This is a genomic window from Veillonella sp. CAG:933 (assembly GCF_000431435.1).
Taxonomy (GTDB): domain Bacteria; phylum Bacillota; class Negativicutes; order Veillonellales; family Veillonellaceae; genus Veillonella_A.
Map to the genome: position 1 here is coordinate 1 of NZ_HF986173.1, position 13,370 is coordinate 13,370.

A 13,370-nucleotide genomic window follows, 5' to 3' on the forward strand; every position below is an offset into this window, starting at 1 on the left:
ATGTTCAATTTCAGTTTACAATTAACCAATTTAATTAAATTCTTTCAAAGGCTGTAAAAACGGGTTATGAGCCAACTCTTCTTTAATCATTGTATCCTCTGCATGACCGGGATGAACGATTAAATCAGGGTCCCATGTCATAATGTGGCGAAGCGAAGTTTTAAGCACCGCATCATCCCCATTATAGTTATTCGTAGCCCCTACTGAATTTTTGAACAAAGTATCTCCGGTAAACAGATGATTCCCCCACTGTATAATAACGCTTCCTTTGCTGTGTCCCGGCGTTTCATGCACATAGAGGTCAAATACCCCGAGCTTAAGAGTTCCTTCCTTTAAGTGCAAATACGGGGACTGAAAGAGGCCTTTATAGGCCGATGGCATCCGCCGTTTGGCATGTAGCAATTCATCATCCCCGGGATGCATATATAAAGGAACAGGACGTTCTTTCAAAACACCGTCAACGGCACACACATGATCGCAGTGACCATGTGTGAGTACAACGCCTTGAAGGTCCGCTTCCCCTACCATTTCAAGGACTTTATGAGCATGAAAGCCCGGATCTATGATAAGCGCCTGGCCGGCCTCTTTTAAAACATAACAATTTGCCTTATATAAGCCTAAAGGCTGTTTTAAAATTTCCATAAAGTCCTCCTATTCAAGTCATACGTTGAGCCTTCTATTCAATTCATACGTTAGGCCTTCTATCATGGCTATTAATCACCAGTGAGTAAAAAGTGTTAAGGCTCTAGCCTCTGCGATGAGTACCTACCGGTTGCAATACCTTATAGGAACGTTTGCGACGTTTAAGGAAATAGCCCTGCCAAAAATCAGGATGCAGTAATACAAGTAAGGTAAACAATTCCAAACGACCGAGCAACATATCGATTACACAAATTATTTTGGCCATCGGATGAAGCACCGCAAAAGAGCCTTGCGGCCCCAGTTTGCCGAACGCAAGGCCTACGTTCCCCAAAATCCCCGCTACACATTGTAAAGATTCACCGAAACTAAGGCCTGTAGCGGCAATGCCCAACGCAGAAATAGCAAATACAGTCATATATAGGAAAAAGAACTGCTGCGTCATTTGAACCCATTTTTGCGGCATAGATTTGCCATTAATCGTAATGGTCTGCACCATATCGGGATGAATAGCCTTACGCAAATAAATAATACTGCTTTTAATTAAAATAATGATACGAATAATTTTAATACCGCCCGTAGTAGACCCGCTACAACCACCGAAGAACATTGACATAAAAAGCATCATTTGTGCGAGCGGCGACCATACATCATAGTTGCCAAGAACCAATCCGGAACCGGTTTGCATCGACACAATCATGAATACAGCCCGGTTAAAGGAGGTACCGGAGGAAAAATTATCGGCCATATATAAAGCATACATTACAATGATTGACCCGATAAACAGAATCAATAAATACATGCGATATTCAAAATCCTGCCAAACCGCTTTGAGACCTCGTTGGAATACGGCATAGTATACGGTAAAGTTACCACCCGCCAAAATCATAAAAAAGATTAAAATCCAGCGAATAGCCCAATTTTCCGTATAAATATCAACGACTCCGTCGTTTGGTATATAACCACCGGTGGCAATCGTGGTAAACGTCATGTTAATGGCGTCAAAATACGACATACCGGCAATTACTAACGCGCTGAAACATACGGCTGTAAATAATAAATAAATAGTCCATAATTTAAAAGCCATAGAACGAATGCGCGGCAATACCACACCGGGACGCGGTACCGAAGCTTCAGCGTTGAACAAATGAGCCGAATCAGCGCCTAAGTTCTTAAGGAAGGCCAGCACCAATACGACAATCCCCATACCGCCAAGCCAATGAGTGAGGCTGCGCCACAGCACAAAACTTTTGGGTAAGCTGTCCAACTCTTCCACCACAGACGCACCGGTAGCCGTTATCCCCGATACCGACTCAAATAAAGAATCTATAAATGTTGGCAAAACGCCGCCGAAGTAAAACGGTAAAGAGGCAAAAAAGGATACCAAAATCCAGATAGAACTAACGGTCAAAAAACCGTCGCGCAAACTGTAACTTGTACTCGGCTGCCCGTAATAATACAATAAACTGCCCGTTACAGCCGCCATAATGGAGGCGCCGATAAAAGAAAAATATGACTCACCAACCGTCAAACCGTAAATGAACGGAACCCACATAATTCCTGCAACAATGAGGATTAACTGCCCCACTAATCGCATGACAATCTGTATACGCATAGGACACCTCGATTAAACCGGCTTCAAATACGTTAATAGTTTATTAACATGATTCGGCAACGTAAAGAAAACAATATGGTCATTGGCAAAAAGCACCGTATTACCTGTCGGCACAATAGTGGAACCATCACGTACAACAGCACCTACCAAGGCTTTACCGGGGAGCTTCAAGTCTTTCAAAGCACAACCCACAAGCGGCGATACCGGACTCAATACCACTTCCACGGCTTCTGCTTTGGAGCCTTCAAAGGTGGAGATGCTCACTACATTTTCACCGCGTCGTACCATACGTAAAATCTCGCCGGATGTCAAAAGGCGCGGCGAAAATACAATATCAATCCCTACTTGTTCCATAAGGACAATATATTCCGGTCGGCCAACGCGCACGATTGTCTTTGGTACACCTAAATGTTTACCCAATAAGGCCACCAGCAGATTCAATTTATCATCATCAGTAAGGCAGATAATAGCATCACAATCGGAAATTTCTTCCGCTTCCAATAAATTCATATCTGTGCCGTCACCATTGATAACCATGGCGTTCTCTACCATGGATGCCAAAAGCTCACAGCGCTCCATGTCTTTTTCGATAACTTTAACCATGTAACCGGCTCGATCGAGGAGAACCGCCAAATTGCGACCGATAAGGCCGGCCCCAATCAATAGAATACGCTTGGTTTGCTCCATCATGGCTTCTTCGTGGAATTCTTCGGCTATTTTCAAAATAGCATCTTTCGCTCCCAAGAAGAATACTTTATCCATATTCAACAGACGACTTTCCCCATGAGGAATAGTCATTTCGCCGTTCCGGAGAATGCCTACAATAATAACACCTTCCGGAAATTGAATATCCCGCAAACGTTGGTTAATATAAGGAACGTCTTCATGCATCTTAAATTCCATGAGACGGACAGCCCCACTGGCAAAATCCTCCACATCAAGAGCTGCCGGAGTCTGTAATACCTGCACAATTTCTTGAGCCGATACCATCTCCGGATTAATAAATAAATCAACCCCTAATTGTTCCTGTAACTCGCGGTTTTCTTCTCTCAAGTAATCATTATCACGAACACGAGCTATAGTACGAGGAATCCCGCCGATTTTTGCCACCGAACAAGCCAGCATATTTACTTCATCGGAATCCGTAACGGCGATGAGCATACCCACATCATCCATACCGATTTCTTTAAGTAATTGTAAACTGCTGCCGTTACCTTGAACGAGACTTACATCTAAGCTGTTCTCCAGATTACGGATGCGCTCTGCCGATTTTTCAATAATATATACATCATGTTCATCTTGCACGAGGCGCTGTGCTACGGAATAGCCAACCTTACCGGCGCCTACCACAATAATTTTCATAATTAATCAACCCTCAAATTCAATATGTCGGTAAATGCAAAGAAAGGCGTAATTGATTACGCCTTCTATTTGCCGTCACTACGCCTTACGAGTATCCTCTTTGGCTTCCTTACCTGTGTCAGACGCTTCGGTTACACCTGCACTTTGGGGTGCGTCACCGTTTGTCTTACTTTTCACAAGTTCCTCAGCCGCTGTTTTACCCGTTTCGGTCAATAAGGTCCAGCCTTCTTCCTGAATAACCTTACCTTCTTTCATTAAATGACCTACAGCACGTTTAAAGGCTGCTTTACTGAAACCGAATTTTGCTTTAATAATATCAGACGATGATTTATCACTGTATGGCATACGGCCATTACGCTGATATAAATATTCCAATAACACTTCGCCATCAATGGTCAAAGCCGTTTCTTTTACAGGACGCATGGAAACGTTAACACGTCCGTCATCACGTTTATAGGTAACGCGAGCATCAATCAATTCGCCCACCTTCAAATGATGTGTCATTTCACTGTTATGAATAAACGCAATCCAACGTTCCGGGGTGATAAAAAAAGCACCATCGGAGGTGAAATTATAGATGGCACCACGCACCATTTGTCCGACTTTAGCTTCCGTAGCCGGTTTAGAGGCACGGCGCATAGCATCATCCACATCCATAGAAACAGCTAAACGACCGGACTTATCCGTATATAAACGAACCCAGACTTTCTCGCCTAATTGCGGACGACCGCGCATTTCTGCGTGTGGCATAAATATGCCGCGTTCGGTACCCACTTCGACGAAAACACCGAATTGAGTCTTATTTATTACTTCCACATAGCCGATTTGACCTTCTTTAATAGCCGGCAAACGCATACTGGCGGTGAGACGACCTTTCGGATCTTTGTACAAGAATACCGGTACTTCATCGCCGATTTTCACCGGTGCGGTCTGTTGATCCTTATGAAGTAAAATGTCATCATTGGTATTGCCCGTACCACCGTCCAAGAACGAACCTTGGTCGCTTTGACGTAACACTTTCAGCGTGGCTAATGTGTTTTCAGATAATTGTGTTGCCATATTAAGCCCCTGTAAATTCTACGCGAGCCGCATCATTCCAAAGCTGTTCCAAGCCGTAGAAAGAGCGTGTTTCCTGCCCGCCGAAGACATGACAGATAATATCGCCGAAGTCCAAAAGAATCCATTCCCCTTCGTGATAACCTTCACGATGAAGCACGGTAGCGCCTACTTCAGCCCCTTTATCTTCAATTTCATCGGCAATACTCTGTGCCTGTTTTACGTTGGACGCACTCACCAATACGAAATAATCCGCTAAACTGGATAAACCTTCCAAATCCAAAATGGCAATGTCTGTACCTTTTTTGTCAAAACCTGCTTGTGCCAATGCTAATGCCACGTCTTTAATTTCTTGTTTCTCTTTCATGAAATCTCCTTTTTATAATCATCGCCAACAATAAACTATAAAAATAAATACAATATATTGTCACGACTAACCGTTACAACCCCTATAATTATTTTAACAATTATAATGCTGTTTATAACATAGTAAATTAATATTTAGCCTTCTTTGGCGTTACCGGCCGAAGTATTTTTCGAATCATCAGTTGTCCCGTCGCCACCGCCTTCAATCGGTGCATTGCCTAAGGTAATGCCCAATAATTGCTGCGCTTCTACCGGGTCGTAGGTCCAGAATATTTCGCCGTTAAGCACTTCCCTGGTGCCCGGTAAAATATAGTACTGAATATTATTACCGGTAAGACTGCCCAAACTCATAACCAGTTTAACTGCGTCAGTCGTACTGATATTAGAATCATAGTGGCTCCAGAGGCGCCACACATGCCACATGCGGGAAATAGTAAAAGTATCTTCCTGAGAACTCAATAATTGTTTTAAAAACCGTTCTTGACGCTGGGTACGACTGAATGCATTTTTATCGGCATCCACAAAGCGCACATATTGATACGCTTTATCCGCATCCAATGTTTGATATCCACGTGCCAAATTGACATCGGCTGTATCGGTAGCGTCGTCAATATGTACCATTTCTTTTTCCACATACATATCTTGAGAACCCAGTACATCAAGGGTATCTTTAAAAGCCGCCTCGTCGACCACCACATAATAGGGAATGGGAATATGGAATAAATCTTCCACCACGGCCTTAGTAAGTTCAATATTACCGCTGCTGTACATGGTATTAATCATAGACACGGACTTATTGTCACGGCTGTAAATTTTTGTATTGGACGGGATGCCGATTACATCAATATTTTTTTGTTGTTCATTTACGGATAGTAAAAAGAGAGCATCCCCTTGTGCCGGATTATTGCTATCTTTACCTACCAATAAAATATAAATCGGCTTATCCAGCGACTTTTGTTCTAAAGGAATTGTCGATACTTGATTTGGCTCTGACGGTGGTGCCACATCGGCCGTCGTTGTTGTCTCGGTCGTAGCTGACCCGCCAAAATAACTTACCGCTGCCTGATAACCACGCCATAAACCAAAACCGATACCGCCTACCAGGACTATGAGTATTATCAAAGCTAAGATAACCCGTCCCCAACGTACTTTGGGTTTTCTTCGCCCCCGCCGAGTCGGTCTTTTACGCACTTCTTCTTCCATACTACACGCACCCTATCGATTATGAATACGCCGTACCATATCGTTACGGCCTAAAATGGTTTTAAAATAAATACTCAACTCCTGATCCAACAAATGGCGAATTGTCGTATCATAACCGGCCAACACCGCTTCATCCAAATCTTCCAAGGCCAGACTGCGTAAATAGTCCACACCCGGAAAATCCCGAGTTTCTTCCACATAATCGGCTAGAAAAATTATTTTATCCAATTGCGTCATACCTACGCGGCCCGTCGTATGATAACGAATGGCATCGAGAATATAACCGTCAATAACACCATAGCGATCATGGGCCATAACGGCACCGCTTACACCATGTAATAGCGCACCGTTTACATACATATCCATATCCACTTTAATGTCCGCGTCATCTACCAAACGCTGCATTTCCGATAAAGGCAATTCTTTAGCACAATCATGCAAAAGACCGGCAATATAAGCTTCTTCCGGATCGGCACCATAGCGTTGGGCCAATCCTACAGCGGCTCTCGCCACACCTAAAGTATGGGCGAAACGTTTAGGACTAAGTCGCATTTGTAAATCATTAATAATTTCTTCAAACATAGTATTTGTTGCCTCACTTTTTATAAATATCATGTTGTGCAATATACTGAACTACGGCTTTAGGAATCATGTAGCGAACACTGCGCTTGGTGCGCAATCTTTGACGTAAATCCGTAGCCGACAGCTGCATGAGCGGCACTTCCAGCAAATGAATACGGTCACGACCTAAATCGCCAAAATATTCAATAATCTTTTCAATAGCCGCCGAACCATCCGGTCTCACAGCCCCTATAAAATGGCATAAACCGAGCAGTTCGTCAATATATTTCCAATTGGGTAAGTCTTGAATGGTATCTGTACCGGCTATGAAATAGTATTCCTTATCCTCACCATATTGGGCACGGAAGTACTTTATCGTATCCACCGTATAAGACGGCCCTTCCCGTTTAAATTCAACGTCGGAAATAGTAAATTTAGGATTGTCCATAACAGCCGCCGCCGTCATCTCATAGCGATATTTTGCATCAATCACGTCTTCATGTTTGTGAGGCGGATGATACGCCGGTACAAAAATAACGCGGTCAAGTTCATAGGTTTCCTGCGCCATTTCCGCTATCATCAAATGGCCTAAATGAATTGGATTAAAGGTACCTCCGATGATGCCGATTCTTCCTGTAAGTTTCATAAGCAGTACATTATCCCCATAATTAACAATGATATTACAAGCCACAGTATTATTGCTTTAATATAGGATAGCCATTCATAGCGTCCCTTAGGTGTTTTTAAGTAGGAGCCATAAACTCGTACCATATTGAGCCACTTTATCATGAACGAATTTGGCCATCTCCTTGCACATAATATTTATACGAAGTAAGCGCCAAGAGCCCCATAGGCCCGCGCGCATGTAGTTTCTGAGTGCTGATACCGATTTCGGCTCCTAAGCCAAACTCAAAGCCATCCGTAAAACGGGTGGAAACATTTACATACACGGTAGATGCATCTACTTGTTGTAAAAAGGCCTGTGCCGCCTCTTTATTTTCCGTAATAATACATTCCGAATGTTTCGTCCCGTAGTGATTAATATGAGCAATGGCAGCCTCCACGGAAGGCACTACTTTTACATTCATAATTAAATCGTTATATTCCGTTGACCATGCCGATTCTTCAGCAGCTTTAATATCTTTAACGATAGCCCGCGAAGCTTCATCACCGCGAAGTTCCACCTGTTTGGCCATTAAAGCATCCGCAATAATCGGCAACAATTTAGGTGCCACCGCTTCGTGAATAAGTAACGTTTCCGCGGAATTGCATACGGATGGCCGCTGTACTTTAGCATTGACTACAATCGGTACAATTTTAGCTTCGTCACAATCTTTATCCACATATACATGAACGACACCGCTCCCCGTTTCAATAACCGGAATGCGGCTTTCTTCTACAATTCGTTTAATAAGGCCCGCACCGCCACGAGGTATTACTACATCAATGTATTCACGTTGGCGCAATAAATCAGATACGGCCGCACGATCGGTGACGGTTACCAATTGTACCGCATCGGCCGGTAAATTAACTTCGGTCAATGCGTCACGCAATAAATTTACCAAGCATTCATTAGTGTGAAATGCTTCTTTACCGCCCCGTAAAATAACCGCATTGCCTGTTTTCATACATAGAGCCGCTGCATCAACAGTTACATTTGGTCTTGCTTCGTAAAACATAGCAATAACCCCCAATGGTACCCGTACTTTCGTAATTTCCATGCCATTGGGACGGGTAGACGACTCCATAACTTCACCGATAGGGTCTTCTAAATCAACAAGCTCACGTACCCCAAGAGCCATCTGCTCGATGCGCTCCTTAGTAAGACGCAATCGATCATACATAATTTGCGGTAAATTATAATCGCCGGCCTGTGCCATATCTTTTTCATTGGCATCTAAAATGGCCGGAATATGAGCTACCAATACATCAGCCACGGTCTGCAATAATTTATTTTTTACCGCCGTATCGGCCAATTGCATAGCCGTCGATGCGGCCCGAGCCTTACGGCCCATAGTTTCAAAATATGTTGCGTACTCTGTCATATTAAGACTCCTATCTGAGGATTACTAAATTATCACGATGAATGACTTCCGTATGAGCACTGTCTATCTTAAGAATAGACGTAATTTCATGGGAATTGCAACCTTTAATTTGATCAAGATCCGCTGATGAGAAGTTTACCATACCACGGGCAATTTCTTCGTCATTAAACAGGATACTAATGGTTTCCCCTTCATGAAACTCACCGCTTACTGCCGTAATACCAACCGGCAATAAACTGGAGCCTTTTTTAAGTAAAGCATCAGCACAGCCCTTATCGACAGTAACCGAACCTTTAAGCCGCTTGCCGAAGGCTACCCAGCGTTTTTTCATATGCGGTTTCGAATCACGCGCCACAAAATGGGTGCCTCGTAAACCGCCGGCGGCAATCACTTCGATAGAATCATTGCGTTCACCGGAAGCGATAACCATGTGCACACCGGAATTAACGGCAATATTGGCGGCTTGAATTTTAGTATACATGCCACCCGTACCGCGTGATGTACCGGCACCACCGGCTATTTCATAAATATGAGGCGTAATAACGTCTACTTCATGTATTAATTCGGCATCCGGATTCGTTTGCGGATTAGCCGTATACAAACCTTCAATATCAGATAAAATAATCAACAAATCGGCCTCAACTGTACTTGCAATAACAGCCGACAGGGTATCATTATCACCGATTTTAACTTCATCAATAGACACTACGTCATTTTCATTAATGATAGGAATCACGCCTAAAGAAATCAACGCATATAAAGTATTGCGCAAGTTGATATAACGAGAGCGATTCATACTGTCTTCGCGAGTCAGAAGAATCTGACCTACCGTATGGCCGTATTCACGAAATAGCTTTTCATACATATGGAGTAAAACCCCTTGCCCCACGGAGGCAGCAGCCTGTTTCATGACAAGGTCTTTTGGTTTTTCTTTAACCCCCAAAGGAGCCAACCCGGCACCTACGGCACCGGAACTGACTAAAATAATTTCCTTCCCTTGATTGGCCAAATCAGCCAATTGCTTTACAATCGATTCGATTCGGCGCAAATTAAGCCGTCCCGTGTCATAGGTTAAGGTACTGGTACCCACTTTAACGACGATACGCTTAGCCTTGGCCAATACGTCACGGGAATGTTCATTTGTTACGACTTTAACAGTAGACTCTCTTTCGCTCATAATTATATCTCCTCATCATCAGATTACCTTTTAACGTTTCCGGAAGTCAGCTAAACTAACGCATTAAGCGAATTAATTCGGCTGACTAACGGGGCAATATGATTTTGGGGTCTTTTTTGGCTTTGTATAAAACACCGTTGTGACCGATAACCTGTACCAATTCGGCACCCAACATATCGGCTAATTCTTCAAATGTTTCTGCAGGGTCCACAGGGGCATTATTTAACACTTTAACTTTAATAAGTTCTCTTGCCGTAATGGCCGCACGAGCACTGTCAATAACAGCATCTTCCAAGCCGCCTTTACCGATCATAACTACAGCCGGCATGGTACTGGCTAATGCACGCAAAAATCGTTTTTGTTTACCTGTCATAGTCTACTAGTCCTTCCTTATAAATCGTGGAAAGTAAAGCGTTGATCACCGATTACCACTTCGTCGCCGTCCTTACAGCCACGTTCTTTCAATTTTCTATCTAAATCCATATAGGACCAAATTTTTTGGAAACGACGAAGAGCCTGTTCATCTTCTAAGTTTGTCATGGCTACTAATTTTTCAATACGAGCACCACTGATAATGAAGGATGCATCGTCACCACGGGTAATAGTAAAGTCTGTATCCGGTTTAGCTTCGTATAACACGGTATCATCGACTGCTTCCGGTTCCGGTACATAGTTTTCTACGTAGTACCAGGCACGATTTACCAAATCAGGCAAGCCTTCACCGGTTAACGCATTTACCGGGAATACTTCATACCCCTGTTCTTTAAAATACGCTGAAACACGAGGTAATGTTTCTTCGTCTTGCAACATGTCAATTTTATTTAATGCGATTAATTGAGGTTTTTTGCTCAACTTTTCACTATATTTGGCCAATTCCTTATTAATCGTGTGGAAATCTTCAATCGGATCGCGGCCTTCCATGCCCGATACATCGAGTACATGGATGAGGATATTACTGCGTTCCACATGGCGCAAGAAGGAATGCCCAAGGCCTACCCCTTCACTGGCCCCTTCAATAAGGCCCGGAATATCCGCCATAACAAAACTTTGACCTTCACCGACGGACACAACACCGAGAACCGGTGTTAACGTCGTAAAATGATATGCCGCCACTTCCGGTTTTGCGGAAGATACTTTGCGAATAATACTGGATTTACCTACACTCGGATACCCCAATAAACCTACATCGGCCAACACTTTAAGTTCCAATTGGAGCCAACGTTCTTCGCCCGGTTCGCCTTTTTCCGCAAACGTCGGCGCACGATTGGCACTGGTATGGAAGTGCGCATTGCCGCGACCGCCACGGCCGCCTTTGGCTACCACATAGGTCTGACCGTCTTCGATAAGGTCGGCCATTAATTTACCGCTTTCTTCATCTTTAACAGTCGTACCGAGTGGCACCGGAATAATCATATTATCGGCACCTTTGCCGTATTTATTACTGCTCTGACCACCTTCACCGGCCGGTCCCTTAAATTGTCTTTTATATCTGAAATCAACGAGAGTGTTGATATTTCTGTCCGCTTTTAAAATGATGTCTGCTCCTTTACCGCCATCGCCGCCGTTTGGGCCGCCGTTAGGAACATACTTTTCGCGTCGGAAACTACTCATCCCGTTGCCGCCGTCACCGGCTTTCACAAAAATTCGTGCACGATCGATAAACATAGTTTTCATCCTTTTCTGATAGTAATATGGGCGGTAACTCAAAATAGCTACCGCCTCACTATTATTTTGTCTTTAAAATTTCCAATGCTTTCTGAAGTTGTGTATCATCACTTTCAGATTGTGCATTGTCCGGTAATTCAACTTCCACATCTGGCTTAATGCCTGTACCGTCGATTACCCGATCATTTGGCGTATGATATTTGGCAATCGTAATCTTAATGCCTTCATCGCCGGGAACACCCAAAATAGTTTGAACCGTTCCCTTACCATAACTGTTAGTACCCACAATGGTACCTACTTTTTCATCCTGCACCGCACCGGAAATAATTTCCGAGGCACTCGCAGAACCTTGATTAATAAGCACAACCATAGGAATGGTAGGCTCCAAACCTTCTGAGTCATAAGACTCTATACGACCGGAACGATCCTGAATCGTAACAATCGGACCGGCCGGCAAAATATAATTGGCTACTTCCTGAGCAGTCGTCAATAAACCGCCCGGATTGTCGCGCAAATCGAGGACAAGTTTTGTCATGCCCTTTTCTTTTAATTCATTATAGGTTTTGGCAAAATCAGGACCGGTTGGCTCCGCAAACTGACTGATGCGGATATAGCCAATATGGTCATCCAACATTTTGCCCTTAACCGTTGGCAATGTAATTTGTTTGCGCGTAATGGTAATATCTTTAACTTCATTACCGCGCATTATAGTAATCGTAACATTGGTACCTTCTTCACCACGAATCATCTTGGATGCCTGTTCCATGGTTAAAGTAGATGTATTAACCCCGTCAATCTCTACAATGATATCACCGGATTTAACGCCGGCCTCCGCAGCAGGCTGGCCTTCAATAGCACTGGCCACTTTCATCAGGCCGTCCTTATCCTGGCCGAGTACAATACCGACTCCGATGTAGCTGGCCGATGTTTGCATATAAATATCATTATATTCTTTTTCATTAAGATATTGACTATGCGGTTCCCCCAGCGAATCAATCATACCGGCCAAAGAGCCTTCAAATAAAGATTGTTTCGAAACCGGGTCCATATAGAAATGACTGGCCACAAAATATGTGAAAAAGAACTTCACAGCGCCTATTGGGGAGCCGGAAATATACCAAAACACGAGCCACATAAATACAATGCCTGCCAGCGTAAACTTAACGGCGAATCGGACGCCGGACTTTAAGGAGTCCGACCACCGACGCTTTGTATTTTCATTATTCATCTTATAAATACCCTTGTGGATCTACAGGATCACCATTTACACGCACTTCAAAGTGAACGTGCGGACCTGTGGAGTTACCCGTACTGCCTGCATAGGCAATAACGGTGCCCTTACTTACAGATTGACCTTCCGATACGGCCAAATCAGAGTTATGGCCGTATAAAGTGGAAATACCGTTACCATGGTCGATAACAACAGCATAACCATAGCCGTCCATCCAACCGGAGAATACGACAGTACCACCATCGGCAGCATGTACCGGGGTGCCTTCATCAACGCCGATATCGATACCGGAGTGAAGTATTTGTCGTCCGAAAATAGGATGGTTACGCCAGCCGAAGTCGGACGTAATAACACCGGATACCGGCCAGGCAAGTTGGCCTGTACCTTGTACATAAGTGTAATCACTACCGCCACCGCCGCCACCGGACTGAGCCGCTGCTGCTGCGGCGG

Annotated in this window: 14 protein-coding genes; all 14 read right to left on the minus strand. The window is 43.9% G+C overall.

Features of this window, described 5'->3' with window-relative positions; all coding sequences use genetic code 11:
- Positions 1-30 precede the first annotated feature (30 nt).
- Complete coding sequence (locus tag QZL64_RS03620; RefSeq protein ID WP_021840642.1) at positions 31-642, minus strand: MBL fold metallo-hydrolase; 612 nt, start codon at positions 640-642, stop codon at positions 31-33.
- 103 nt (positions 643-745) lie between these two features.
- Positions 746-2,254 carry a TrkH family potassium uptake protein gene (locus tag QZL64_RS03625; RefSeq protein WP_021840643.1) on the minus strand — a complete coding sequence of 503 codons (1,509 nt, stop codon included), beginning with the start codon at positions 2,252-2,254 and terminating at the stop codon, positions 746-748.
- A 12-nt stretch (positions 2,255-2,266) separates the two neighbouring features.
- Positions 2,267-3,616: a Trk system potassium transporter TrkA gene (gene trkA, locus QZL64_RS03630; protein WP_021840644.1), complete on the minus strand. Its 1,350-nt coding sequence runs from the start codon at positions 3,614-3,616 to the stop codon at positions 2,267-2,269.
- 78 nt (positions 3,617-3,694) lie between these two features.
- Positions 3,695-4,675: a CvfB family protein gene (locus QZL64_RS03635; protein ID WP_021840645.1), complete on the minus strand. Its 981-nt coding sequence runs from the start codon at positions 4,673-4,675 to the stop codon at positions 3,695-3,697.
- A 1-nt stretch (position 4,676) separates the two neighbouring features.
- Complete coding sequence (gene rsfS / locus QZL64_RS03640; RefSeq protein ID WP_021840646.1) at positions 4,677-5,039, minus strand: ribosome silencing factor; 363 nt, start codon at positions 5,037-5,039, stop codon at positions 4,677-4,679.
- Positions 5,040-5,173: 134 nt separating this feature from the next.
- Positions 5,174-6,241, minus strand: a complete 1,068-nt coding sequence (locus QZL64_RS03645; protein ID WP_021840647.1) for an LCP family protein — start codon at positions 6,239-6,241, stop codon at positions 5,174-5,176.
- A 12-nt stretch (positions 6,242-6,253) separates the two neighbouring features.
- Positions 6,254-6,823 carry a bis(5'-nucleosyl)-tetraphosphatase (symmetrical) YqeK gene (gene yqeK / locus QZL64_RS03650; RefSeq protein ID WP_021840648.1) on the minus strand — a complete coding sequence of 190 codons (570 nt, stop codon included), beginning with the start codon at positions 6,821-6,823 and terminating at the stop codon, positions 6,254-6,256.
- Between the two features lie 13 nt (positions 6,824-6,836).
- Entirely contained in the window at positions 6,837-7,448 is a 612-nt protein-coding gene (nadD, locus tag QZL64_RS03655) for a nicotinate-nucleotide adenylyltransferase (RefSeq protein ID WP_021840649.1), read from the minus strand.
- 139 nt (positions 7,449-7,587) lie between these two features.
- Positions 7,588-8,847 (minus strand): glutamate-5-semialdehyde dehydrogenase, encoded by a 1,260-nt coding sequence (locus QZL64_RS03660; protein WP_021840650.1) that lies wholly within the window; start codon positions 8,845-8,847, stop codon positions 7,588-7,590.
- Between the two features lie 10 nt (positions 8,848-8,857).
- Positions 8,858-10,024 carry a glutamate 5-kinase gene (gene proB / locus QZL64_RS03665; RefSeq protein WP_021840651.1) on the minus strand — a complete coding sequence of 389 codons (1,167 nt, stop codon included), beginning with the start codon at positions 10,022-10,024 and terminating at the stop codon, positions 8,858-8,860.
- Positions 10,025-10,109: 85 nt separating this feature from the next.
- Positions 10,110-10,397 carry a ribosome assembly RNA-binding protein YhbY gene (yhbY, locus tag QZL64_RS03670; protein WP_021840652.1) on the minus strand — a complete coding sequence of 96 codons (288 nt, stop codon included), beginning with the start codon at positions 10,395-10,397 and terminating at the stop codon, positions 10,110-10,112.
- 17 nt (positions 10,398-10,414) lie between these two features.
- A complete protein-coding gene (obgE, locus tag QZL64_RS03675; RefSeq protein ID WP_021840653.1) occupies positions 10,415-11,689 on the minus strand; it encodes a GTPase ObgE in 1,275 nt (424 codons plus the stop codon).
- Between the two features lie 61 nt (positions 11,690-11,750).
- Positions 11,751-12,917 (minus strand): S41 family peptidase, encoded by a 1,167-nt coding sequence (locus QZL64_RS03680; protein ID WP_021840654.1) that lies wholly within the window; start codon positions 12,915-12,917, stop codon positions 11,751-11,753.
- A 1-nt stretch (position 12,918) separates the two neighbouring features.
- The coding region (locus QZL64_RS03685) for a M23 family metallopeptidase (RefSeq protein WP_296309261.1) at positions 12,919-13,370 on the minus strand (452 nt) is incomplete at its 5' end.

What these genes read in the sequence shown, in the direction of transcription:
- QZL64_RS03620 (WP_021840642.1), bottom strand. Translation starts at nt 642, where the DNA reads ATGGAAATTTTAAAACAGCCTTTAGGCTTATATAAGGCAAATTGTTAT.
- QZL64_RS03625 (WP_021840643.1), bottom strand. Translation starts at nt 2,254, where the DNA reads ATGCGTATACAGATTGTCATGCGATTAGTGGGGCAGTTAATCCTCATT.
- trkA (WP_021840644.1), bottom strand. Translation starts at nt 3,616, where the DNA reads ATGAAAATTATTGTGGTAGGCGCCGGTAAGGTTGGCTATTCCGTAGCA.
- QZL64_RS03635 (WP_021840645.1), bottom strand. Translation starts at nt 4,675, where the DNA reads ATGGCAACACAATTATCTGAAAACACATTAGCCACGCTGAAAGTGTTA.
- rsfS (WP_021840646.1), bottom strand. Translation starts at nt 5,039, where the DNA reads ATGAAAGAGAAACAAGAAATTAAAGACGTGGCATTAGCATTGGCACAA.
- QZL64_RS03645 (WP_021840647.1), bottom strand. Translation starts at nt 6,241, where the DNA reads ATGGAAGAAGAAGTGCGTAAAAGACCGACTCGGCGGGGGCGAAGAAAA.
- yqeK (WP_021840648.1), bottom strand. Translation starts at nt 6,823, where the DNA reads ATGTTTGAAGAAATTATTAATGATTTACAAATGCGACTTAGTCCTAAA.
- nadD (WP_021840649.1), bottom strand. Translation starts at nt 7,448, where the DNA reads ATGAAACTTACAGGAAGAATCGGCATCATCGGAGGTACCTTTAATCCA.
- QZL64_RS03660 (WP_021840650.1), bottom strand. Translation starts at nt 8,847, where the DNA reads ATGACAGAGTACGCAACATATTTTGAAACTATGGGCCGTAAGGCTCGG.
- proB (WP_021840651.1), bottom strand. Translation starts at nt 10,024, where the DNA reads ATGAGCGAAAGAGAGTCTACTGTTAAAGTCGTAACAAATGAACATTCC.
- yhbY (WP_021840652.1), bottom strand. Translation starts at nt 10,397, where the DNA reads ATGACAGGTAAACAAAAACGATTTTTGCGTGCATTAGCCAGTACCATG.
- obgE (WP_021840653.1), bottom strand. Translation starts at nt 11,689, where the DNA reads ATGTTTATCGATCGTGCACGAATTTTTGTGAAAGCCGGTGACGGCGGC.
- QZL64_RS03680 (WP_021840654.1), bottom strand. Translation starts at nt 12,917, where the DNA reads ATGAATAATGAAAATACAAAGCGTCGGTGGTCGGACTCCTTAAAGTCC.